Origin of the sequence: Gordonia jinhuaensis (assembly GCF_014639795.1) — a bacterium.
GTDB classification, from domain to species: Bacteria; Actinomycetota; Actinomycetes; order Mycobacteriales; family Mycobacteriaceae; genus Gordonia_B; species Gordonia_B jinhuaensis.
Map to the genome: position 1 here is coordinate 21,647 of NZ_BMGC01000012.1, position 23,378 is coordinate 45,024.

Annotated in this window: 16 protein-coding genes; 11 read left to right on the top strand and 5 right to left on the bottom strand. The window is 66.9% G+C overall.

The genetic code is table 11. From position 1 onward, the window contains the following. Positions 1-202 precede the first annotated feature (202 nt). Positions 203-4,255: a type VII secretion protein EccCa gene (gene eccCa, locus IEW22_RS10155; RefSeq protein ID WP_188586496.1), complete on the top strand. Its 4,053-nt coding sequence runs from the start codon at positions 203-205 to the stop codon at positions 4,253-4,255. 181 nt (positions 4,256-4,436) lie between these two features. Here eccCa and eccA read toward each other — a convergent pair whose 3' ends face one another. Further along, positions 4,437-6,239, bottom strand: a complete 1,803-nt coding sequence (gene eccA, locus IEW22_RS10160; RefSeq protein ID WP_188586497.1) for a type VII secretion AAA-ATPase EccA — start codon at positions 6,237-6,239, stop codon at positions 4,437-4,439. Between the two features lie 151 nt (positions 6,240-6,390). Between eccA and purL the strand changes: the two genes are divergently transcribed. Continuing rightward, on the top strand, positions 6,391-8,673 hold the full coding sequence (gene purL / locus IEW22_RS10165) for a phosphoribosylformylglycinamidine synthase subunit PurL (protein ID WP_188586498.1): 2,283 nt from the start codon (positions 6,391-6,393) through the stop codon (positions 8,671-8,673). A 17-nt stretch (positions 8,674-8,690) separates the two neighbouring features. Here purL and IEW22_RS10170 read toward each other — a convergent pair whose 3' ends face one another. Beyond that, positions 8,691-9,305: a TetR/AcrR family transcriptional regulator gene (locus IEW22_RS10170; protein ID WP_188586499.1), complete on the bottom strand. Its 615-nt coding sequence runs from the start codon at positions 9,303-9,305 to the stop codon at positions 8,691-8,693. Positions 9,306-9,480: 175 nt separating this feature from the next. Between IEW22_RS10170 and IEW22_RS10175 the strand changes: the two genes are divergently transcribed. Together IEW22_RS10175 and IEW22_RS10180 are read left to right on the top strand one after the other, a co-directional pair. Then, positions 9,481-10,653: a thiolase C-terminal domain-containing protein gene (locus IEW22_RS10175; RefSeq protein WP_188586500.1), complete on the top strand. Its 1,173-nt coding sequence runs from the start codon at positions 9,481-9,483 to the stop codon at positions 10,651-10,653. A gap of 159 nt (positions 10,654-10,812) precedes the next feature. After that, positions 10,813-11,106, top strand: coding sequence for an OB-fold domain-containing protein (locus IEW22_RS10180; protein ID WP_268235473.1), 294 nt, complete (start codon positions 10,813-10,815; stop codon positions 11,104-11,106). A 54-nt stretch (positions 11,107-11,160) separates the two neighbouring features. Here IEW22_RS10180 and IEW22_RS10185 read toward each other — a convergent pair whose 3' ends face one another. Beyond that, positions 11,161-12,702 carry an MFS transporter gene (locus IEW22_RS10185; protein ID WP_188586502.1) on the bottom strand — a complete coding sequence of 514 codons (1,542 nt, stop codon included), beginning with the start codon at positions 12,700-12,702 and terminating at the stop codon, positions 11,161-11,163. Between the two features lie 118 nt (positions 12,703-12,820). Here IEW22_RS10185 and IEW22_RS10190 point away from each other — a divergent pair, with 118 nt between their 5' ends. Continuing rightward, a complete protein-coding gene (locus tag IEW22_RS10190) occupies positions 12,821-13,528 on the top strand; it encodes a TetR/AcrR family transcriptional regulator (RefSeq protein WP_188586503.1) in 708 nt (235 codons plus the stop codon). A gap of 15 nt (positions 13,529-13,543) precedes the next feature. Here the strand turns inward: IEW22_RS10190 and IEW22_RS10195 are convergent, their stop codons facing one another. Beyond that, positions 13,544-15,277 (bottom strand): PucR family transcriptional regulator, encoded by a 1,734-nt coding sequence (locus IEW22_RS10195; protein ID WP_229742429.1) that lies wholly within the window; start codon positions 15,275-15,277, stop codon positions 13,544-13,546. A gap of 210 nt (positions 15,278-15,487) precedes the next feature. Between IEW22_RS10195 and IEW22_RS10200 the strand changes: the two genes are divergently transcribed. The 3 genes from IEW22_RS10200 to IEW22_RS10210 all read left to right on the top strand — a co-directional run bounded on the left by IEW22_RS10200 (position 15,488) and on the right by IEW22_RS10210 (position 19,411). Continuing rightward, a complete protein-coding gene (locus IEW22_RS10200) occupies positions 15,488-16,984 on the top strand; it encodes a CoA-acylating methylmalonate-semialdehyde dehydrogenase (RefSeq protein ID WP_188586504.1) in 1,497 nt (498 codons plus the stop codon). A 72-nt stretch (positions 16,985-17,056) separates the two neighbouring features. Beyond that, on the top strand, positions 17,057-18,439 hold the full coding sequence (locus tag IEW22_RS10205; RefSeq protein WP_188586505.1) for an aspartate aminotransferase family protein: 1,383 nt from the start codon (positions 17,057-17,059) through the stop codon (positions 18,437-18,439). 132 nt (positions 18,440-18,571) lie between these two features. Further along, positions 18,572-19,411, top strand: a complete 840-nt coding sequence (locus IEW22_RS10210; protein ID WP_188586506.1) for a phytanoyl-CoA dioxygenase family protein — start codon at positions 18,572-18,574, stop codon at positions 19,409-19,411. Positions 19,412-19,447: 36 nt separating this feature from the next. Here the strand turns inward: IEW22_RS10210 and IEW22_RS10215 are convergent, their stop codons facing one another. Further along, positions 19,448-20,077, bottom strand: a complete 630-nt coding sequence (locus tag IEW22_RS10215; protein ID WP_188586507.1) for a DUF2461 domain-containing protein — start codon at positions 20,075-20,077, stop codon at positions 19,448-19,450. 79 nt (positions 20,078-20,156) lie between these two features. On the opposite strand from IEW22_RS10215, the gene IEW22_RS10220 reads away from it, so the two are divergent. From IEW22_RS10220 to IEW22_RS10230, 3 genes are all read left to right on the top strand, one after another. Continuing rightward, positions 20,157-20,525: a nuclear transport factor 2 family protein gene (locus IEW22_RS10220; RefSeq protein ID WP_188586508.1), complete on the top strand. Its 369-nt coding sequence runs from the start codon at positions 20,157-20,159 to the stop codon at positions 20,523-20,525. 236 nt (positions 20,526-20,761) lie between these two features. Then, positions 20,762-21,409 (top strand): hypothetical protein, encoded by a 648-nt coding sequence (locus tag IEW22_RS10225; RefSeq protein ID WP_188586509.1) that lies wholly within the window; start codon positions 20,762-20,764, stop codon positions 21,407-21,409. Positions 21,410-21,691: 282 nt separating this feature from the next. Beyond that, on the top strand, positions 21,692-23,359 hold the full coding sequence (locus tag IEW22_RS10230) for a CocE/NonD family hydrolase (RefSeq protein ID WP_229742430.1): 1,668 nt from the start codon (positions 21,692-21,694) through the stop codon (positions 23,357-23,359). Positions 23,360-23,378 lie beyond the last annotated feature (19 nt).

A 23,378-nucleotide genomic window follows, 5' to 3' on the forward strand; every position in this document is an offset into this window, starting at 1 on the left:
TGTGGAGCGGTTTCGGAGACCATCGACCGGGGTGACGATCGATCGGGGTGACCATCGACTGGGCTCACCATCGGGTCGGTTCACCATCGGGTCGGTTCACCGTCGAGCGTTGGCGGTGCCCACCATCGACGGGTCCCCGGACGCCACCGCTTCCTGCGCATGGCCACGGGGGACGAGCGCATCAGGACGGCCAGGAGGACACATGACCACCGAGGGATTCGTACGGCGGGCGCGGATCGCTCGGCCACGTATGCCCGGAGGCGAGATGGGCATTCAGCCGCCGCCGGAGGTCCCACGCAACGTGCCGGGCAACATCCTCGCCAAGTTGCTGCCGGTGGTCATGATCATCGCGATGCTCGGCATGATGGCCCTCTTCTTCACCGCGGGCTCGTCGGCGCTGAAGAACCCCATCACCCTGATGTTCCCGATGATGATGCTGATGTCGATGGTCGGCATGTTCGCCAACGGGCGAAACGGCGGCGGCAAACGCGCGGCCGAGCTCAACGAGGAACGCAAGGACTACCTCCGCTACCTCGGACGCCTGCGTGAGGACGTCGACGACACCGCTGAGGCCCAGCTCAAGGCACTCACCTGGTCGCATCCCGCCCCGGGCGCACTCATCTCGGCCGTGGGCACCCGCCGGATGTGGGAGCGCCGTCCCGACGACCCCGACTTCTGTCATCTGCGCGTCGGGGTGGGCGCCCAGCGCCTGGCCACCCGGCTGTCGCCGCCGGAAACAGGTCCGGTCGAGGACCTCGAGCCGGTGTCGATGATGGCGCTGCGCCGCTTCGTCCGGATGCATTCGGTGGTGCGCGGTCTGCCCACGGCGGTGTCGATGCGGGCGTTCCCCGGGATCAACCTCGACGGCAACACCGCCGACGTGCTCGGCCTGACCCGATCGATGTTGTTGCAGCTGTGCATCTTCCACGGTCCCGACCATGTGCGTGTGGCGATCATCTGCGCCGATCCCGATGCCACCGCGTGGTCGTGGGCGAAATGGCTGCCGCATGTCCAGCACCCCGAACGCCGTGATGGCGCCGGACCTGCGCGCATGATCTACACCTCGTTGCGTGAGTTCGAGGAAGACAACGACGCCGATCTGATCGAGCGCAGCCGCTTCTCACGCAGCGCCCCGGTCGCACAGGGCCGCGTCCAGTGGGTGGTGGTGATCGCCGACGGATACGTCGCCGGCGACGAACGTGTGATCAACGACGGCGGACTGGACTCGGTGACGGTTCTCGATCTCACCGCGCCCTCATCGGGCCTGGCTGCGCGCAAGGGTATCCAGCTCGCTGTCGAGGGCCGGATGCTCGCGGTCAAGAGTGCCTTCGGCATGGAGGAGTTCGCCGAATTCGACTCGGTCAGCGTCGCCACCGCCGAGGCGGTCGCCAGACGTCTGGCGGGGTACCAGCTGATGACCGCCGCCGCGCTGGTGAACCTCGAACCCGAGAGCGGGCCCTCGGATCCGGGGCTGATGCGCCTGATCAACGTGGCCGACGCCGCCACGCTCGACCCCGAGGTCACCTGGCGTCCGCGCAGTGCGCGTGAGCGACTGCGGGTTCCGGTCGGCATCACCTCCGACGGCCGTCCGCTGGAGATCGACATCAAGGAGGCCGCCGAGAACGGTATGGGCCCGCACGGCCTGTGCATCGGCGCCACCGGCTCGGGTAAGTCGGAATTCCTTCGCACCCTGGTGCTGTCGATGGTCGCCACGCACTCGCCCGACGCGCTCAACCTCGTGCTCGTCGACTTCAAGGGTGGTGCGACCTTCCTCGGACTCGACGAACTGCCGCATGTCGCCGCGGTCATCACCAACCTCGAAGAGGAACTGGCGATGGTCGACCGTATGCGCGACGCACTCTCGGGTGAGATGAACCGCCGCCAGGAGCTGCTGCGCTCGGCCGGCAACTTCGCCAACGTCGGCGACTACGAGAAGGCGCGAGCCAACGGAGCCCGCCTCGACCCGTTGCCGGCGCTGTTCGTGGTGGTCGACGAGTTCTCCGAACTCCTCTCCCAGAAGCCGGATTTCGCGGAGCTGTTCGTGGCGATCGGCCGACTGGGCCGGTCGCTGCACATGCACCTGTTGCTGGCCTCTCAGCGACTCGAAGAGGGCAAGCTGCGCGGTCTGGATTCGCACCTGTCCTATCGCATCGGTCTGAAGACGTTCTCGGCCAGTGAATCCCGCACCGTCCTCGGCGTCCCCGACGCCTATCACCTTCCCGCGGTGCCGGGTTCGGGCTACCTCAAATGCGACTCGGCCGATCCGGTGCGGTTCAACGCCTCCTACGTCTCGGGTCCGTATCTGCCGCCGGCGCGCGGACGCGGTGGCCGGCCCGGCGTCCACGCCGACAGCGCCAATGCATTCGCGACCGTGTTCAGTGCCTCGGCGGTGGCCAAGGTCGACCGGCAGGTCCTCGAGCCCACCGAGATCATTCCGGCGCCCTCGACGGCAGAGTCGTCGGGGCCGATCATGGAAGACGGCAAGGCCATCACCGAGCTCGACATGGTGGTGCGGCGTCTGATCGGACACGGCCGGCCCGCACATGAGGTGTGGCTGCCGCCGCTCGCCGATCCTGCCTCGGTGGATCAGCTTCTGCCGGTTGCCGATTGGCGTGAGCCCTCGACGCTGGCGGGTACCTTGCGGTTGCCGATCGGTGTGGTCGACCGACCCTACGATCAGCGGCGCGACGCCCTGCTGGTCGATCTGTCGGGCGCCGCCGGACACGCCGCGGTGGTCGGCGGTCCGCAGTCGGGCAAGTCGACGGCGCTGCGCACGCTCATCATGGCGGCGGCCGCGACCCACACCCCCGAGCAGGTGCAGTTCTACTGCCTGGACTTCGGCGGCGGTACGCTCACCGGCCTGTCGCGGTTGCCGCATGTCGGCTCGGTGGCGACGCGTCTCGAAGAGGACCGGGTGCGCCGCACGGTGGCCGAGGTGATCACCATCCTGCGTGAGCGTGAGGCCCGCTTCCGTGAGCTCGGCATCGAGTCGATGTCGCAGTTCCGCCGGCTCAAGGCGCACGTGGCCGCGGGCACCGTCACCGACATCCCGGCCGGTCTGGCCGAGGACGAGTTCGGTGACGTGTTCCTCGTCGTCGACGGCTGGTCGACGATCCGAGGTGAGTACGATTCACTCGAGGAATCGATGAACTCGCTTGCCACTCAAGGGCTCTCGTTCGGCGTCCATCTGGTGATCAGTGCTTCGCGCTGGTTGGAGATCCGCCCGGTGGTCAAGGACCAGATCGGCACCAGGGTCGAGCTGCGGCTCGGCGATCCGGCCGACTCGGAGATGGACCGCAAGATTGCCGCGACGGTTCCGATGGGCCGCCCCGGCCGCGGCCTGACGGCCGAGAAGCTGCACATGCTCATCGGCATCCCCCGCCTGGACGGGTCGAGTTCGACCGACGATCTGGCGGCGGGTGTCGCCTCGGCGGTCGCCGAGGTGGCGGCGGTGTACGGCGATCGTCGTGCACCGGCGGTCCGGATGCTGCCCGACCGGGTGGACCGAGCGGATGTGCTCGCGGCGGTCTACGGGCAGCGTGAGCGGCGCCGCAACGAGGCGGTCATCGGCGTCAACGAGGCCGAATTGGCGCCGGTGGTGCTCGATTTCGCCAAGCAGCCGCACTTCCTCGCCTTCGCCGATGGGGCGAGCGGTAAGACGAATCTGCTGCGCACCATCCTCCACGGATTGATGGAGAACGGTGAGCCGCAGGATCACAAGATCATCCTGATCGACTATCGCCGAACCCTGCTCGGCGAGGTGAACACCAACCACCTCGCCGGTTACGGCACCTCGGCGCAGACCGTGGCGCCGATGATCACGCAGCTGGCGGGCATCCTCAACGATCGCAGCCCCGGCGCCGACGTCACCCCGCAGCAGCTGCGGGACCGCTCGTGGTGGACCGGCCCGGACTTCTACGTGGTGGTCGACGACTACGACATGGTCGCCGTCGCCAGCGGGAACCCGTTGCTGCCATTGGTCGATCTGCTCGCTCAGGCGCGCGATGTGGGTTTGCACCTCATCGTCACGCGCCGGTCGGGCGGCGCCTCACGTGCGATCTTCGACCCCATCATCGCTCGGCTGCGTGATCTGTCCTCCGACGGTCTGGTGATGAGCGCCAGCAAGGACGAGGGTGTGCTGCTCGGTACGCAGAAGGCCTCGCCGAAGCCGCCCGGTCGTGGTCTGCTCGTGTCGCGATCGCAGGAGGGTGGCGAGGGGCTCATCCAGGTGGCCTGGACCGAACCGTCGAACTGACACCGTCACCAGACATCGAATTGACACGGTCACCAGACGTCGAACTGACATCGTCACCGGAACGCCGGTCACATATCAGAAGGGGTCGACCGCGGAATGTGGTCGGCCCCTTCTGATATGACGGGTCCCCAGTGTATGACGGGTCCCCAGTGTATGACAGGTCCCCAGTGTATGACGGGTCTCAGTGCGGGAGGCCGAGGGTCGACAGCACCGAGTCCAACGCCAGTCGCAGATCCTGCGGCTCGATGCGCATCAGCGCGTTCTCGTCGAGCTCGCTGAAGTCGAGATCGCCGGAACTGAGCCGGAATTCGCGTTCTTCCTCGGCAGCTTCGATCACGTTGCGGATGAAGCGACCGTTACCGGCGAGGTCGATGAGGCGTCGGGGCTGGCCGAGCTGATCGGTGGACACCCCTTCGTAGAGCGGCACACATGCCTGCTGGAGTATCTCCACGGATTCGGCGGGCAGCACGTCGTCGCGACCGTGGGCCATCATCTCGCCGATCTCGGCGAGTTCCCGCGGGGTGTAGGACTCGAACCGGATCCGGCGTGAGAACCGCGATGCCAGACCGTCGTTGGCTGCGAGCAGGCGATCGATCTCGCCGTCGTAGCCGGCGATGATGACCACGAGTCGGTCACGGTCGTCCTCCATCCGGGCGAGCAGGGTGTCGAGGGCCTCACGGCCGAATGCGTCGCCGCCGGACAGGCCGGTCTGGATCAGGGTGTAGGCCTCGTCGATGAACAGCACTCCGTCGAGGGCACGGTCGATCACCGCCGACGTCTTGGGGGCGGTGCTGCCGAGGTGTTCGCCGACCAGATCCCGGCGAGTCGCCTCGACGATCGAATCGGATTTGAGAAGCCCCATCCCGCAATAGGTCTTGGCGATGATGCGCGCGATCGTGGTCTTACCCGTGCCGGGCGGCCCGGTGAATGCGAGATGCAGGCTGCGCGAGTTCGACGACAGGCCGCGATCGGCGCGCACCTTGGCCATCGCCACCGCCGACTGCAGCTTCTTCACCTGAACCTTCACCGACTGCAGACCCACCTGCCGCTCGAGTTCCCTGGTCGCCTCGGCCAGCAGGTCGTCGTGATCGGCGTCGGTGTCCGACGTTCCTGCGGCCGACGAGGATCCCGGAGTCGGTTCGGGGACCGACGCCGGATCCCAGGGGTCGGTGCGGGCGGCGATCTCCTCCGGGGTCGAGATCACCAGGCGGTAGCGCGGATCGCGCAGGGCCTCGACGTTGGCGGTGAACGAGGGGTCACGGGAGTAGACCTGTTCGAACAGGGCCTTGGCCTTGTCCTCGTGACCGTTCTCGCGCAGGGTGAGGCCGTGGGTGAACATGGCCGCGGTGGCCGCCGCGGGTATGGGCCCGGCCTCGGCGGCCTCCAGGCGGCGGATCGCCTCGGTGAACATTCCCAGCTGAGCGCACGCGGATCCGGCCATCATGTCGGCGCCGGCGCGCATGTACTCATCGGTCCAACTCGTGGACCGGGCGAGGATGGTCAGTACATCCGACCAGCGCTGGGTGGAGAAGTGCAGTGTCGCGCGGATGTACTCGCAGATCGGGCTCGACGCCTCGGGCGGGATCGTCTCGAGGATCTCGGCGGCACCGGCGTGGTCGCCACCGATGATGAGGCTCGCGGCATAGGCCGCGGCGGCCTCCACCCGGTTACCCACCGGGTAGTCGAGGTACAGCCCGGTGGGAAAGCGTCCGGTGAGGGTGCGCTCGGGCAGTCCGGCGCGGCGTTGCTCCACGCCGATCGAGTTGCGGGTGCGGAACAGGTGGTAGAGCACGGCCGGCTGGTTGTCTCCGCAGGCGACACGTCCCAGCCAGGCGTCACCCATGTCGGGATCCCACTCTGTCGCCCGACCGAAGGCCTGGAGTGCCTGCCCGATGTTGTGGACCGCTTCCTGGCCGTCGATCGGTATCCCCAGTGACAGAATCCCCAGATCGAACAGCTGTCGTGCCTGCCTGACGTCCGTCACGCCCCCCGGTCCTTCCCGCATGCCGACTGCCAGCCGGCTCGTGTCTGCTCGTGGCGGCACCGCACTCTGAGTGCTCGGCGCCGTCACCGTGCACTCAGGGTAACGATCAGACCCCTGCCGTCGATCACCTGTCGTTCACGCGGACCATAGAATGGCGATCGTGAGCGCACACGTCGACACCGTCTCCCATGCCGCCGACACCCCCGACACCGAGCAGCCGTTCCGCGAACTCGGTCTCAAGGATGACGAATACGAGCGCATCCGCACGATCCTGGGCAGGCGACCCACCGACGCCGAATTGGCGATGTACTCGGTGATGTGGAGCGAACACTGCTCCTACAAGTCCTCGAAGGTGCATCTGCGCTACTTCGGTGAGACGACCACCGACGAGATGCGGTCGTCGATGCTCGCCGGTATCGGTGAGAACGCGGGCGTGGTCGACATCGGCGATGGCTGGGCGGTCACCTTCAAGGTCGAGAGCCACAACCACCCCTCCTATGTGGAGCCCTATCAGGGCGCGGCGACGGGTGTGGGTGGCATCGTGCGCGACATCATGGCGATGGGTGCCCGCCCGATCGCGGTGATGGATCAGCTGCGTTTCGGTGAGGCGGAGGCACCCGACACGCGTCGCGTGGTCGACGGCGTGGTGCGCGGCGTCGGCGGATACGGCAACTCCCTGGGACTGCCCAACATCGGCGGCGAGACGGTCTTCGACGCGTCCTACAACGGCAATCCGCTCGTCAACGCACTGTGCGCCGGTGCGATGCGCACCGAGGATCTGCACCTGGCGTTCGCCTCGGGCGCCGGGAACAAGATCATCCTGTTCGGCGCGCGCACCGGCCTCGACGGGATCGGCGGTGTGTCGGTGCTGGCATCGGAGACCTTCGACGGCGAGGGTCGGCCCAAGAAGCTCCCCAGCGTCCAGGTGGGCGACCCCTTCACCGAGAAGGTGCTCATCGAATGCTGTCTGGACCTCTATCGCGAAAAGCTCGTGGTAGGCATCCAGGATCTTGGCGGAGCCGGATTGTCCTGTGCGACATCGGAACTCGCCGCCGCTGGTGATGGCGGTATGCATATCGAGCTGGAGAAGGTGCCGATGCGCGCCACCGGCATGACGCCCGCCGAGGTGCTCTCCAGCGAATCCCAGGAGCGCATGTGCGCTGTGGTGACGCCGGAGAACGTCGACGAGTTCATGGCCGTGTGCAAGAAGTGGGATGTGCTCGCGACGGTGATCGGTGAGGTCACCGACGGCGACAATCTGGTGATCACCTGGCACGGCGAGACCGTGGTCGACGTGCCGCCGCGCACCGTCGCACACGAGGGGCCGGTCTACCAGCGACCGGTCGCCCGACCCGACTGGCAGGACGACGTGATCGCCTCGACCACCGAGGGCTTGGCGCGACCCAAGACGGGTGAGGAACTGCGCGAGACCACGATCGCGATGCTCGCCTCACCGGCGCTGTGCAGCCGCAAGTTCATCACCGAGCAGTACGACCGGTACGTGCGCGGCAACACCGTGCTGGCCGAGGACGCCGACTCGGGCATGATCCGCATCGACGAGTCGACCGGTCGGGGCATCGCCCTGGCAACCGATGCGTCGGGTCGCTACACCTACCTCGATCCCTATCGCGGCGCACAGCTCGCGCTGGCCGAGGCCTACCGCAACGTGGCCGTCTCCGGTGCCACGCCGAAGGCCGTCACCAACTGCCTCAACTTCGGCTCGCCGGAGGACCCGGCGGTGATGTGGCAGTTCCAGCAGGCCGTACACGGTCTCGCCGACGGCTGCGCCCAACTCGGCGTCCCGGTCACCGGCGGCAACGTCAGCTTCTACAACCAGACCGGTGCCACGCCGATCCTGCCCACCCCGGTGATCGGTGTCCTCGGTGTGATCGGCGACGTGCGCCGCCGCATCCCCACCTCCCTGGGCACCGAACCGGGGGAGACGCTGATCCTGCTCGGTGAGACCCGAGACGAATTCGACGGGTCGATCTGGTCGCAGGTGATCCACGGACATCTCGGCGGGGTGCCACCGCAGGTCGATCTCGACCGCGAGAAGCTACTCGGGGAGATCCTGGTCGCAGCCTCCCGCGACGGGCTGATCTCGGCGGCGCATGACCTGTCCGAGGGCGGCCTGATCCAGGCGGTCATCGAGTCGGCGTTGTCGGGGGAGACGGGGTGCCGGATCCTGCTTCCCGAGGATGCCGATCCGTTCGTGTGGCTGTTCTCCGAGTCGAGTGCGCGGATCCTGGTCGCGGTCCCGCGGACCGAGGAGTCGCGTTTCGTGTCGATGCTCGACGCGCGTTCGATGCCGTGGACGCGTATCGGTGTGGTCGATCAGGGCAGTGACGCCGTCGAGGTGCAGGATCAGTTCGTCATCCCGCTCGCCGAGCTGCGCGAGACCTTCGAGGGCACGCTGCCGAAGCTGTTCGGCTGAGAGAGCGTGTCCCGGGGCTACCGCGCGTGTGCGGTCGCTCCGGCGATGACCGCGTCGACGAGTGCGTCGAGGTAGTCCGCCGAGCGTTCCTGGGCGACCGACCGCAGACCGGGCGGGGTGATCGAGGCGTGCATCACGCTGGCGCCGAAGAGCATGTCCATCAGCACGGTCGGGCTGGTTCCCCGGGGTAGTTCGCCTCGCTCGATCGCATTGCGGACCAGTCGGCGCGCATCGAGCACGATCGGGCTGCTGCCGTCGCCGCGGCGGAACACCTCCGGGTGGACCGAGCTGTCGATGATGCGCCGCATGTAGGCCAATCCCGTGTCGGTCCAGAGCATGTCGAGCATCTGCTCGGCCAGCCGGCGCAGATCAGCCCGGAAGTCGCCGGTGTCCACGCCGGTGTCGAGCACGATGCGCGCGGCCAGCGCGTCGCGGATGAGGGAATCACGATCCTCCCACCGCATGTAGAGCGAGGCCTTGCCCACGCGGGCGCCGCGTGCGACCGCACCCATCGTCACGCCGTCGAGACCGTGCGCCACATACAACGCCACCACGGTGTCGAACACGCGATCCTCGAAATCCGGGTCACGGGGGCGGCCGCGTTGGCCGGTGGTTGCGGAGTCGCTGGACACGGCAATGCTCCTCGGAGGAGTCGATGACGAGAGTCGGGGCGGGGATCGGGGGTTGGGGATCGGAGGTCGGGAGACGCTGACGGAAAAGCCGACGGGGGCTCCGTCAGCATGGCACACTAATTTCAGACTGAAAAGGTCTGAAAAGTGATCCGACAACCGACGGAGGGACATTCGGATGAGCGGTGGCACGTCGAGCGCGGTGGCGATCTCCGGCCTCGGGATGACCGAGATGGGCAAGGTGTACGGGCCGACCGCCGAGGACTTCGCAGTCGAGGCGATCGATCTGGCCGTCGCCGACGCCGGGGTGTCGCTGGCCGATGTCGACGGTCTGCTGGTCAACCCTGGGATGTCCGGTGGTGTCGATATGCGGTTGGCACGCCGACTCGGGCTGCGGGATCTGCGGATGTCGACCACGATGCAGGCATTCGGGTCGTCGGCCGGTGTGATGGTGGGCTACGCGACGATGGCCATCGAGGCCGGGGTCGCCTCGACTGTGGTGTGCGTCTTCGCCGACGCGCCGCTGGCGCCGGGTCGTTCGAGCTCGTCTGCCTATACCGGTCGTCGCCGCCCGCAAGGATTCGACGGGTTGTTGGCCGCAGCAGGCTTCGGAACGGTCAACACGTCCTACGCGCTTGCCGCGCAACGGCATATGCAGACGTACGGCACGACGTCGGAACAACTGGGTGCGATCGCGGTCGCCCAACGTGGCTGGGCGCAGGGTAATCCGCTGGCGCAGATGCGCGAACCCATCACAGCGGCCGACCATCAGGCCTCCCGTCTGATCGCCGACCCGCTGCACCTGCTCGACTGCTGTCTGGTGAGCAACGGGGCCATCGCGGTGGTGGTCACCTCTGCCGACCGGGCCGGTGACGCACCCCATCCGCCGGTATATGTCCACGGGTTCGCTCAGGCGCATCCCGGCTATCCCCAGTGTGCCGGCAGCGAATTCGGATTGGTCAGCGGTGCAGCGCAATCGGGGGCCGACGCGTTGAAGATGGCAGGTGTGACGATCGAGCAGATCGACATCGCCGAGATCTACGACTGCTACACCTTCACGGTGTTGATCACGTTGGAGGACTACGGATTCTGCGCCAAGGGGGAGGGCGGCGCATTCGCGGCGAGCGGTGCGCTGGCCCCGGGTGGCTCGCTGGCGGTGAACACCGGCGGCGGCCAGTTGTCCTCGTACTACATGTGGGGGATGACCCCGCTGTCGGAAGCGGTGATCCAGTCGCGAAACGCAGGCGGATCCCGTCAGGCGCCACACAACGACATGATCATGGTCAGCGGCAACGGCGGTGTGCTCGACCACCATTCGACCCTGATCCTGAGTCCGCACCGCACCGCGTGACATGAACCGCCGAACCGCGAGTCAGGAGATCGACGTGACCATCACCCCGATTGCCCGTGATCAGGCTTCGGCAGAGTTCTACGATGCGACCGCCCGCGGCGAGTTGCTGCTCCGACGTTGCCCCGAGTGTGGACGTGTGTCGTCACCGGAAGCCACCCGATGTTGCGCCTGCGGGCATCCGCGGTTGCAGCCTGTCGTGGCCGCGTGGTCAGCTGGTCGGTTCCCCGCAGCCGGGACGGGGAGGTGTTGATGATCTCGGGTCTGATCGAACTCGACGAGGGCTGCTGGATGCGTGCCCGGATCGTCGGCGCCGAACCCGCGACGCTCGCCGCGGGGACCCCGGTCCTCGTGGAGTTCGTACGCTCGGGTCCCGGCGATCATCTGTCGGGCAGCGATCGGTCCGGCCAGGAGGTGACCGGCGAGGTGATACCGGTCTTTCGCGTCGGGGTGTGAGGGGCACACCCCGACGCGGGACCGACAACCGGTGGGAGAGCAGCGGGTGAGATATCAGTGGTGAGTGGCCTTCTCGACCTCGCGGGCGGGCTCGTGATGACGAGTCATACCCAGCGTCGCCACCGGTGCCAGCAACAGGAAGCAGACCGCGGCGATGGTGAAGACCACCGTGAATGCGTCGTCGGCCGGGACGGCCGGATATCCCTTGGGCAGTGAATGATTGAGCATCGACGCCAGGATGGTGGTGACCAGCGCGCTGCCGATCGCCGACCCGGTGGTGCGCGAGATCGAGTTGATGCCGTTGGCGATGCCGCTCTGGTGGGAGGGCACGTTGTAGGCGATGACCGCGGGCATCGCACCGTATCCGAAGCTCACCGCCGCGCCGACGAACATGCCGGCGATGATCATCACTGCGGACGAATCATGTTCGAACACCAGCAATCCGAAGCCGATGACACCGAGTGCCGACGAGATGAGCAGGACCATGCGCGGGCCGATCCTGGTCAGGGCGATGCCGGCGAAGGGGGCGGCGACCAACGACATCGCCGCACAGGGGAGCAGGAACTCGACGGATGCGCGCAGCACGCTGGCTCCGAATCCGTAGCCGATCGCGGTGGGGATCTGCGCGAAGTAGGAGATCGCGAGGAAGGCGGCGAACATCCCGAAGCCCACCAGTAGTCCGGCGATGTTGGACATGAGCACCGGCCGGTGGATGAACATCCGCATGTCGACCAGTGGCTCGTTGACCTTTGTCTCCACGAACGCCCAGACGGCGAACATCACCACGGCGCCGGCGAAGCAGCCGATGGTCGCGGCCGAGCCCCAGCCCCATTCGTGGCCCTGGGAGATGGCGAGCAGCAGCAGCAGCAGTGCACCACCCAGGGTTGCGGCGCCGAGGAAGTCCACATGTCCGCCGACGGTCTGCTTGGTCGCGGGCACGAGCGTCACCACGAGGACCAGCGCGAGCACGGCCAGACCGGTGGCCAGCCAGAAGGTGTTGCGGTAGTTGGGATCGCTGCCCGAGGTGAGCAGTCCCGCGGCGACCAGTGCCAGTCCACTGCCGAAACCGAGGGTGCCTGAGACGAGTGCCATCGCACCGGGCAGGCGCTTCGGGCGCACTTCCTCGCGCAGGATCGACAGCGCGAGGGGGAAGATCGCGGTGGCGATACCCTGCAGCGCCCGGCCGAACACCAGCAGGCCGATGTTGTGGGCCAGTGCGGTGATGACCGACCCGATGACCATCACCACGAGCACCGCCACGAGGGTCTTCTTCTTGCCGTGCTGGTCGCCGATACGGCCGAGCAGCGGTGTGAAGACGGCGGCGGCGAGCAGGGTCGCGGTGGTGACCCAGCTGACGGCGGAGGTGCTGGCCCCGAGGTCGGAGCGGATCACACCGAGGATCGGGACGGGCAGCGACTGCATCATCGACACGACCATCGCGGAGATGCACAGGGCGACGATGATGAGCGTCTCCTGACGCCCGGACAGATGAGCGTGCTCAGAAGCCGGGGTTCGGGCTGGTGACGCGGGAGCGGCGGATGATGCCGCGGTCTGCGCCGACGTGGTGGGTGCAGGCGAGTGTCGTGCTTCTGTCATCGATGTGGCTTCCGACTCTATGCAGGGGCTGGACGAGCGTTTCAAATGTGGAGCCTACTCCGTTTGGAGTTCGATCCACATGTGTCGTCCCTTACGATCTAGGCGGAAAGGGGTTGCCATGACACTGCACAACGGTGTGCCCGCGCGCGGCGAGGATCCTTCACCGGACGAGGGTGGCAGCGATGCCACCGGCGCGTCGGAATGGGGTGCAGAGCAGGCGATCGGCCGTCGACAGCGTAAGAAGCTCGACAATCAGCGACGCATCCTGGCGAGCGCGTCGGCGCTGTTCGCCGAGCGCGGGTATTCGAATGTGACGACCCAGGAGATCGCCGACGGCGCCGACGTGGGTATCGGCACGGTGTTCCGCTTCGCTCGCACCAAGGCCGAGCTGCTGGTGTACGTGATGGGCGACCTCCTCGACGACGGCATCGAGGCGGCACTCTCGGCGGCCGGAGCGGGTGCGTCGCCCGTCGATGCGATCGTCGAGATCGTGGCGCCGTTCGCCGACGACCGCAGGTCACATCACCAGAACATCGTCGCCTACCAGCGCGAGGTGCTGTTCGAGTCCGGCCCCAACGCCACCGAGGCGGCGGCGCGCATAGGCCGCGTCGAGGAGGCGATCGGGGAGGTGTTGCTGCTCTCGACGAGAGGGCGCCCCGATCTGTCCGACGACTACCTGCGCAAGGTCGCCCACGCGGTGTTCGGAACCGTTCTCATCGACCTCAACCGAGTGGCGGTTGGCCGTGCGGAGAAATCCGAACTGCTTGCCAGCGTGCGGGATTCGGTGAGTTTCTTGCTCGATCAGCTCCTCTCGCGGCGCGGATGAGGTCACCGGACAGGACTACCGCAGCCCGACCCCGGTGAGCCCGGCGGCATCGTGGTCGAGCACAGCGTCGGGGATGAGTGCGGCGTCGTGGATGAGCACAGCGGTGTGCAGCGATGTGCGCGACTCGGCGTCGTCGAGGGAGACCCCGAGCAGCCGTTCGATCAGTGCCAGACGTTGGTAGACGGTCTGCCTGCTGCGGCCCAGATCGGTGGCCAGCTCGGATTTGTTGCCACCGAGTTCGAGGAACCTCCGCAGCACGTCGAGATTCGACTCGCCGTGTCGGGCGTCGCTGGCCAGCAGTGGGCCGAGTTCGGATTCGGCGAATTTCTGGACACGCGCGTCGTCGCGCAGCAGTGCGACCAGACCGCGCAGGCGCACGTCGGTGGCCCGGTGATAGAGCCGAGTCGATCCGCTGAGTCCGGCGGCGACCTCGGCGATCTGCGCGGATTCATCGAGACCGGTTGCCGTGGTGGTCAATCGGGCTGAATCGCGGCCCACGCCGATCGTGATCGCGCCGCTCGCCTCCAGTCTGTGCAGTTGTGTGCGGATGCGCCCGGCGACGAGATCGACAACGTCGTCCAGATGTGTGTCCTGTCCGGGTCTTCCCGACCCGGCCCTCCCCGCGCCGACCGCGAGCAGGACGGCGACCTCTGACTCGCGCCGCAGCGCCGTGAGCGCCGAATGCGACGTGGCGGCGACGGCGTGGACCACGCTGTCGAGTGCGTGAAGTCCCCGCTGGTGGGCGGCCACCGGATCGCCGCCGCCGAACGGTGAGAGTCGCACGGTGAGCGGTACGTACCGCGCGGCCTGTGCGAGGCCGAGCGCACCGGCGCGTGATCTGGCCTCGTGTTCGTCGGTGAGCTCACGTCGCGCCAGATCCTCGAGCAGCCCGCTCTGGGCCTGTTGGTGCAGCGAGGTGCGATCGCGCTCGACCATCCGGTGCAGGGTCACCGCCTGGGCCGCACGTTCGATCACCGTGCGTGTGCGGGATCGCGCAGTCGGCGACGGTCCGATCTCGTCGCGCGGGTCGACCACCACCAGGCGTCCCCAGACCTCGTTCACCGGTCCCACCGGTGTGTGCGTCCAGCCCTCGATCTCGTCGCGCACGGTGGTGTCGGAGGAAGCGACCAGTCGCGACCGTCGGGTCCAGCCCTCGAGCAGATCGCCCGCACCGGCGCCGGCGGGGCGGAAGGCGAGTACCTGATGGGCGAGGTCCTCGAGCACCACCGACCGGTCGAGGATCTCCGCGGCCGCGGACACGATGCGGGTCAGCGACGCGCGTTCGACGTTGAGGGTGATGAACGTCTGATGCGCCGCGGCGGCGAACTCCAGCTCCGCGTACTGGTCGGCGACGATGATGCGGTGCACCGCTTCGGTGATCGCGACGAAGCGGGTGGTGCGGTGCAGCTCGATCACCGGGAACCCCAGGTCATCGGCCACCGCGCGCGCCGCGGCAGGGACGGCGTCGACGAGTGTGCCGACCTCGACGATCAGCCCGGCCACGCCGGCGGCGACGAGATCGCGGATGTAGGCGGCGCAGCGTTCGGCGGTTCCGGTGAGCGCGGTGCCGATGGTCAAGACCAGCTTGTCGCCGGAGACCAGATCGGTGAGGTCGGCGACCTCACTGACGTGTACCCAGCGCACAGGTCGGTCACCGAGTGCCCCGGCAACCAGGCGGGGGTCACCCAGCTCGACCTCGGGCAGCGCCACGACGTCGCGGACCGTGGGCAGGGTGATCGGGGCGGACACGGCGTCAAGTCTAGAAGTGCACTGGACAGTCTGTCGGATATCACCCTGAAAACTGGACACAATGTCCAGGACGCGCCGCCCCGTGGCGCCGCACAATGGTCCGCAGAGGGTGCGAACGTCCGCGGCCGCACCAGTGATCCGCCCCACGAGCGCCCGGTACCTACGAGAAGAGCCGGGTACCCCAGGCGCACTACCCGAGAAGGAGACCTCATGGCCGAGATCCTGCACTGGATGGACAACAAGCCGTTCGCCGGCACGAGCGGGGAAGTGGGGCCGGTCACCAACCCGGCCACCGGCGAGGTCACCGGTCAGGTCGCCTTCGCCTCGGTGCAGGACGCCCGCACGGTCATCGACGCCGCGGCGGCGGCCTTCCCGATGTGGCGCGACACCTCGTTGGCCAAGCGAACCGCGATCCTCTTCGCCTTCCGCGAACTGCTCAACGCCCGCAAGGACGAACTCGCCGCCATCATCACCGCCGAACACGGCAAGGTGCTCTCCGATGCTGCCGGCGAGATCTCGCGCGGTCTCGAGGTGGTCGAATTCGCTTGTGGCATCCCACATCTCGTCAAGGGTGGATTCACCGAGAATGCCTCGACGAATGTCGACGTGCACTCGGTGCTGCAGCCGGTGGGGCCGGCCGCGATCATCTCCCCGTTCAACTTCCCGGCGATGGTCCCGATGTGGTTCTTCCCGGTGGCCATCGCCGCAGGCAACACCGTGGTGATCAAGCCCTCCGAGAAAGACCCGTCGGCAGCGGTGTGGCTGGCCGAGCTCTGGGCCGAGGCCGGGCTGCCCGCCGGTGTGTTCAACGTTCTCCACGGCGACAAGACCGCCGTCGACGAGCTGCTGACCAACCCGGCGATCAAGTCGGTGTCCTTCGTCGGTTCCACGCCCATCGCGCAGTACGTGTACGCGACCGGGACCGCCGCCGGCAAGCGTGTGCAGGCACTCGGTGGCGCCAAGAATCACGCCGTGATCCTTCCCGACGCCGATCTGGATCTGGCCGCCGATTCGATGGTCAACGCCGGTTTCGGGTCCGCGGGCGAACGCTGCATGGCCGTGTCGGTGTGCGTGGCCGTCGGTGAGATCGCCGACGAGTTGGTGGCCAAGATCGCCGAGCGCACCCGCACCCTGAAGACCGGTAACGGTGTGGACAATCCCGATATGGGCCCGCTGGTGACCAAGGCGCATCGCGATCGGGTCGCCTCCTATGTGGAAGCCGGTGAGAAGGCCGGTGCCACCGTGGTGATCGACGGTCGCGACGTGACACCGGTGGGTGAGGACACCACCGACGGCTTCTGGCTCGGTCCGACGCTGTTCGACAACGTCACCACCGACATGACGATCTACACCGACGAGATCTTCGGGCCGGTACTGTCGGTGGTGCGGACCGACACCTACGACGAGGCGCTCGAACTGATCAATTCGAACGCCTACGGCAATGGCACCGCCATCTTCACCAACGACGGTGGGGCCGCACGCCGCTTCGCCAACGAGGTCGAGGTCGGCATGGTGGGCATCAACGTGCCGATTCCGGTGCCGATGGCCTACTACAGCTTCGGTGGCTGGAAGAATTCCCTCTTCGGGGACTCCCACGCCCACGGCATGGAGGGTGTGCACTTCTTCACCCGCACCAAGGCGATCACCACGCGGTGGCTCGACCCGTCGCACGGTGGACTGAATCTCGGTTTCCCCCAGAATGATTGATCGCCAGGATGACCATGGTCGTGACGACAGGTCGACCACAGTGACTGACACACAACCTCATCGGAGGAGAGTATGACCACCACGGAATCCGACGTTCTGCCCAACGGGCTCACGATCGAGCAGGCGCGACAGGAGAGCGCGCGAGCGTACGAACTCGATCGCAAGCACGTCTTCCACTCGTGGGCCGCACAGGCGACGCTGAAGCCGATGGTGATCTCGGCGGCGCAGGGATCGCAGGTGTGGGACGGTGAGGGCACGCGCTATCTCGACTTCTCGTCACAGCTGATCTACACCAACATCGGGCATCAGCACCCGAAGGTGGTGGCCGCGATCCAGGAGCAGGCTGCCAAGCTGTGCACTGTCGCACCGCAATTCGTCAACGACGCCCGCTCGGAGGCGGCACGCCTGATCGCCTCGCACACCCCGGGCGACCTCGATCACGTGTTCTTCACCAATGGCGGTGCCGACGCGGTGGAGCATGCCGTGCGGATGGCCCGACTGCACACCGGTCGCTACAAGGTGCTCGCGCGCTACCGTTCGTATCACGGTGGTACGCAGACCGCGATCAACCTCACCGGAGATCCGAGGCGCTGGCCCAACGACACCGCCACCGCGGGCGTCACGCACTTCTTCGGGCCGTTCCTCTACCGCTCGCAGTTCCACGCGACCACCGAAGAGGAAGAGTGCCAGCGTGCACTCGAGCATCTCGAGCAGACCATCGCCTTCGAGGGCCCCGAGACCATCGCGGCGATCATCCTCGAGTCGATCCCCGGCACCGCCGGCATCATGGTCCCGCCGCCGGGATACCTCGCCGGTGTGCGCGAACTGTGCGATCGCCACGGGATCGTCTACATCGCCGACGAGGTGATGGCGGGATTCGGCCGTTCCGGAAAGTGGTTCTCTGTGGACCATTTCGACGTGACGCCCGATCTGATGACCTTCGCCAAGGGCGTCAACTCCGGCTACGTCCCGCTCGGTGGCGTCGCGATCAGTCAGCCCATCTACGACACCTTCGCCCAGCGTGCCTACCCCGGCGGCCTCACCTATTCGGGCCACCCGCTCGCGACCGCGGCAGCTGTGGCCACCATCACGGCGATGGAAGACGAAGGCGTGGTGGAGAACGCGGCTCGCATCGGCGAGGACGTCCTCGGGCCCGGTCTGCGTGAGCTCGCTGCCAAACATCCCAGTGTGGGGGAGGTTCGCGGCCTCGGCGTGTTCTGGGCGGTGGAGATGGTGAGCAACCCGCAGACACGGGAACCGTTGGCGCCCTACGGTGGAGGCAGTGAGGGTATGAACGCCTTCGTCGCCGCATCCAAGAGCAATGGACTCCTCTCGGCGGTGAACTACAACCGGCTGCACATGGTGCCGCCGTGCACCGTCGCCGACGATGAGGTCCGTGAGGCCCTCGGCATGCTCGATTCCGCACTCGATGTCGCCGACGGCTACGTGAGCTGACGCCTGCTCCGGTCGCATTCGCTGCACCATTTCCTATCCGCTACACGGATCCGATCCGCGTACAGGAAATGGTGCAGCGTGGCCTTCGGCGCATGCGCTGCGAAGCATTCCTGGTCGACTTACGATCAGAGAATGCTTGATTCACCCGGCGTTTTCGGTCCCAACGACATCGCGGGGCTGGTGTGGTTCTACGACATGCACGGCTATGCGATCGTGCGTGGTCTGCTCGGCCCCGGTGACGTCGACACGATGGAAGCCGAATGTGTGGCCGCCCAGAATGCCGTCATCGCAGGGGAACTCGAAGCCCGACACGGGTCGACGGTATTCCTCGACGAGGAGGCCAAGGCGGAGAAATTCGCCAATTACGTCGAGTTCATCAACGAGCTCTCGCCGGCGGTGACCGCGGCGATCGAACATCCGGTGCTCGTCGAGATCATGCGCACGCTCGTCGGTCCGGACTGCTGGGTCCGCGCCCACGAACAGTTCGGCGTGGTGTACCAGGATGCGCGGCCGGGTAAGGAATCCGGATACACCCGGATCGGTTGGCACTCGGATTGGCAGGCAAGTCCGAGCCTGGACGTGTGGCCGTCGACGGCGTTCACCATCCACATCGACGGCACGTCACCGGCCAACGGATTCCTGCGGGTGGTGCCCGGTAGTCACCTGTGGGCCACCCCGGCGCCCTACCGGAACATCAACGGGGTGCAGGTTCCCGACACCGCGCGCCCGACCGGGGGTCGCACCGACCGCACGCCGCCGTTCGAGATGCCGCTGGGATTCGAGAAGATTCGCGGCGAGGTGGGTGTGTATGCCGAGCGCGGGGACATCATCCTGCACGACGCCTACCTCTGGCATTCGGCGGCTCGTGCCACCGACGACCACGCCCTGCGACGCCACGTACGCGGCGGCTACTTCGGCGGTACCAAGCCGGACGACAACGTCTTCGAATTCATCAAGAACGCCGCGAGGTAGCCTGCTGATCGCTGTCGGAGTGTCTGCATCGGCAGTTCAATCCCCGTGACGGACCAGCCAGTCGAGCAGTGGCGTGGTCTGGCGCCAGTCGGCACGGATCCGATCGACCAGAGCGCGACTGTGGATCACCTCGTCGAAGCCGAGGTGATGAGAGACGGTCAGCGTCTTGTGCCGGAGCAGCTCGATCCGGGGGTGGTCCGCAGGAAATCCGCGCGGGCTCGTTTTCAGTGTGCTGCCGCCGATCTCCCAGTCGGCAGCCATGAGTGAGCCGATGATCCGCTCGAGTTCTGGGCCGTGGCGGTCATGGTCGATCGCGGCACGGATCGACGCAAGTCGATCGGGGCTCGCATCGTAGAACCCAGCTCCGATGAGCACACCCGGTGCACCGATCTGCACGTAATACCCCGTGGCCGGCGCCACCGGCACGTAGGCGCCCTGATGGGTCTTGTACGGGGTCTTGTCCTTGGCGAACCGCACGTCGCGATACGGGCGAAAGATCTTCGCCGGGCCGAATTCGTCGGCCAGTTCGTCGGTGAGTTCTCTCATCGGAGTGGCAATTTCGGTGCGGTACACCTCGGAATGGGCTTCCCAGAACGACTTCGAGTTGTCGAGTTCGAGATCGTCGTAGAAGTCCAGCGCAGCCTCGCTGAAGCCGTCGAAGGTCATGGCGCCGAGCCTAGTTGCGCCGGGGTTGTTCGCGGCGGTTCGATTGCCGGTGGCGCTCGGCGGTTGTTCACTGGATGACATGAGCGATGACGTTTCCGCTGATGAGTCTGCGGCTGAGGCGGCGGTCCGTGCCTACTACGCCGCTTACAACGGCCGCCCGGAGTTGTTCGACACTGCCGTTGCGGCCGACTACGTGGACTACGGACACAACCCGCCGGGCCACGGGCCACAGGGTGCCCGTGATGACTACGAGCACGCGGTCGCTGCGGTGGGTGGGGTGAGCACCTACGACATCGACGCACTGGTGGCCGGCGGTGACACCGTGGCCGTTGTGTGGACCGGACATCTGCCGGACGGGCGGACCGCACGCGGGCTGAGTCTGCATGGTGTGCGCGGGGGCAAAGTCTCCTGGACCCGGCATACCGCGATCGGCGCGCCACCTTCCTGAGACGGCAGAGCCGGCCATCTGCTATTTGTCATCACGACAATATTTGTCACCACGAATTTGTCACCACGAAAAAGCCTGGCGCCGAACCTCCGTCGATCATCGGTTATGGCAGGTCGTTGTGCCATAACGACTTCCGTGCCGATTTGTGGCGTTTGGGGCAATTGTGGCCCGTGGTGTCACAGACATATCGGTCATCAGTGCGTGTCGTTCACCTGGGTCTGGTAGTCCGTTGTGGTATGGGCATTCGCTTGGCGTTCTCGGTCGTCGTCGCCGTCACGGCGATCGGTGCGTCCTCATGTGCCTCGCATTCGTCGCCCTCCGCCTCCGATGTCACCGGATCGACTGCCGCGCGGCAACCCACTGCGGCCGTCGCAGCACCGCTCATCGACGACGCGGCCGATGCGCCCGGCGTCGTCGTCCCGGCCCTCGCTGTCACGCCGGTGGCGGTCGGTGATGCCTTCACCGTGTGGAGTGCCGGCGAGGTGCGCCGCCCCGAGTCCCGGGTGACGGTGCTCGAATTCGACGTGGATCCCAAGCTCGGGTCCATCGTGGCGAAGGCTCCCGACGGTGATGAGTCGGATATCGGCCGGATACCGCTCGGTGTTCGCGTGCGCGTCGACAACGTCGACCCCGCCGGTGTGGCGATGCCGGCCTCGGGTTTCGGCATCCGCGAGCGCATTCCCGACGGCACCCCCGCCGGCGGCTGGTCGGTCGAACCCGTTGACGACAGGTTGGCCGACACGGCGTTCGCCGATGGCAGACGTAAGCTCACCACGGTCGACGCGGGCACCTCGCAAGAGGGGTGGTTGCTGCTCGACGTCTCCGCGCCGGTCGGCTCACTCGTCTGGCCGACGAACCCGGGCGCGGCGGTCGTCGAGTACTGAACCAGATAGACGCGCCCGTCGACCGTTCGGCCGACTTCATCGGAAACCTGTCCGAGAACGGCTCATCCGGCGTAGCGTCACCGCGAGCCCGGGGCAGCGTGGCACCGGGGAGGTCGAGGGGTGATCGGTGTGTGGACAGGTCGTGTCGGCAGGGCATGCGGCAGACGTCGTGCAGGACTGGTTGCCGCAGCCGTTGTTGCGTTGGGGCCGTTGTGTATTCCTGCTCAGGCTGCCGCGGCACCCCGGACACCGCCGTCCACCTTGGCGGGTTCAACGGTCCAGGTGAGCAAGTCGACCCTGCACTTCGCGGTACCCGGCGGATGCGACATCGTCGGTGATCTCTACGTTCCCTCCACCGCGACGGCATCCACACCGGCACCGGCGATCCTGGCGACCAACGGCTTCTCCGGCTCCAAAGACGATCTCGCCGACGACGCGAACACCTATGCCCGCCACGGCTATGTGTTCCTGGCCTATTCCGGACTCGGCTTCGGCGGGTCCGGCTGTCGGATCACCTTCGATGATCCGACGATCGATGGCAAGGCAGCACGATCTCTGGTGAGCTACCTCGGCGGTGCGCCGGGAATCGCGTTCACCGACAGCGCTCATCGCACCGCCGCGCCGACCCTGACGTCAGTGCGTCACGACCGCACCGATCACACCGGGAAGCCGTCGCAGTTCGATCCCCGTGTGGGCATGCTCGGCGGCTCTTACGGCGGCCAGATTCAATTCGCCGCAGCAGCAGTCGATCCGCGCATCGATGCGATCACCCCGATGATCACCTGGAACGATTTGTCCTATTCACTGGCACCGAACGACACCGGGACCCGCATCGGGGTCACCCCTGCGGTCACCGGTGCGGTGAAGCTCAACTGGGCCACCACCTTCGCAATCGGGGGTGTGGTGGCCGGACTGACCCATGCCGAGGTCGATCCGGCGCGACTTCTGGGCTGCCCCAACTTCTCCTCGACTGCATGCAGCGCACTCGTGTCGGCGCTCGGACGCGGCGCGATGACCTCGGATCAGGTCGCGACCCTGCACAATGCCTCGGCGGCAGCACATCTCGACCAGATCCGGATCCCGACACTCATCGTCCAGGGGGAGCGCGACACCCTGTTCAACCTCAACGAGGGGATCGCCAACTACCAGGGCCTGCGGGCGCGAGGCGTGCCCACGTCGATGATCTGGTACAGCGGAGGACATTCGGGTGACCCCGCTGCCGGTGATGTGGATTCCACCGACCCGGCCAAGGGATATGTCACCGGGCGGGTGATGAATTGGCTCGATCACTACGTTCGCGGTGACGCCGTGTCCACCGGTCCCGGCTTCGCCTACTTCCGCGACTGGGTGGCGTATGACGGAAATGCGGCACCCGCCTATGCCACATCGAGCGCATATGAGCCCAGTGGTTCTGTGACATACCGGCTTTCGGGTTCAGCCGGTCTGACCACAGGTGCACCGGCGCCCGGTTCGCAACGGCTGCGTACCGCACCACTGGGGCTGCCGACCAGCACCGACAAGCCCGACGGACTGGGTCTGGTGAACGTGCCCGAGGCCGATGTGGCCGGCACCGTCACCACGTGGACCGGTACACCGCTGTCGGCCCCGCTCGACGTGGTCGGCTCGCCGACTCTGACACTGCGCATCTCGACCACCGCGCCCCGCACAGCAGATGCTGCGGCGATGACCGTGCTGTTCGCCCGCGTGGTCGACGTGGATCCCTCCGGTGTCGCCACCACGGTGGAGGACCTGGTCGCACCCGCGCGCATCGCCGATCCGTCGAAACCGTTCACCGTGACGATGCCCGCGTTCGCACATCGGTTCGCGCCCGGACACCGAGTGCGACTGGTGATCTCGGGTGGCTCGACGAACTATCGTGGCGCCATGTCGTCGGTGCCGGTCACGATTGCCGCCGGCGGCGGGCAGACGCTGACTCTGCCCACCGCGTGAGCCGCAGCCGATGTGCGGA

Excerpts from the sequence above, each read along its gene's own strand:
- IEW22_RS10175 (WP_188586500.1), top strand. The coding sequence starts at position 9,481 with ATGAGCGGTGGCACGTCGAGCGCGGTGGCGATCTCCGGCCTCGGGATG.
- IEW22_RS10220 (WP_188586508.1), top strand. The coding sequence starts at position 20,157 with ATGAGCGATGACGTTTCCGCTGATGAGTCTGCGGCTGAGGCGGCGGTC.
- IEW22_RS10190 (WP_188586503.1), top strand. The coding sequence starts at position 12,821 with ATGACACTGCACAACGGTGTGCCCGCGCGCGGCGAGGATCCTTCACCG.
- IEW22_RS10215 (WP_188586507.1), bottom strand. The coding sequence starts at position 20,077 with ATGACCTTCGACGGCTTCAGCGAGGCTGCGCTGGACTTCTACGACGAT.
- IEW22_RS10200 (WP_188586504.1), top strand. The coding sequence starts at position 15,488 with ATGGCCGAGATCCTGCACTGGATGGACAACAAGCCGTTCGCCGGCACG.
- purL (WP_188586498.1), top strand. The coding sequence starts at position 6,391 with ATGGCGATCGTGAGCGCACACGTCGACACCGTCTCCCATGCCGCCGAC.
- IEW22_RS10225 (WP_188586509.1), top strand. The coding sequence starts at position 20,762 with ATGGGCATTCGCTTGGCGTTCTCGGTCGTCGTCGCCGTCACGGCGATC.
- eccCa (WP_188586496.1), top strand. The coding sequence starts at position 203 with ATGACCACCGAGGGATTCGTACGGCGGGCGCGGATCGCTCGGCCACGT.
- IEW22_RS10210 (WP_188586506.1), top strand. The coding sequence starts at position 18,572 with ATGCTTGATTCACCCGGCGTTTTCGGTCCCAACGACATCGCGGGGCTG.
- IEW22_RS10205 (WP_188586505.1), top strand. The coding sequence starts at position 17,057 with ATGACCACCACGGAATCCGACGTTCTGCCCAACGGGCTCACGATCGAG.
- IEW22_RS10180 (WP_268235473.1), top strand. The coding sequence starts at position 10,813 with ATGTTGCGCCTGCGGGCATCCGCGGTTGCAGCCTGTCGTGGCCGCGTG.
- IEW22_RS10185 (WP_188586502.1), bottom strand. The coding sequence starts at position 12,702 with ATGACAGAAGCACGACACTCGCCTGCACCCACCACGTCGGCGCAGACC.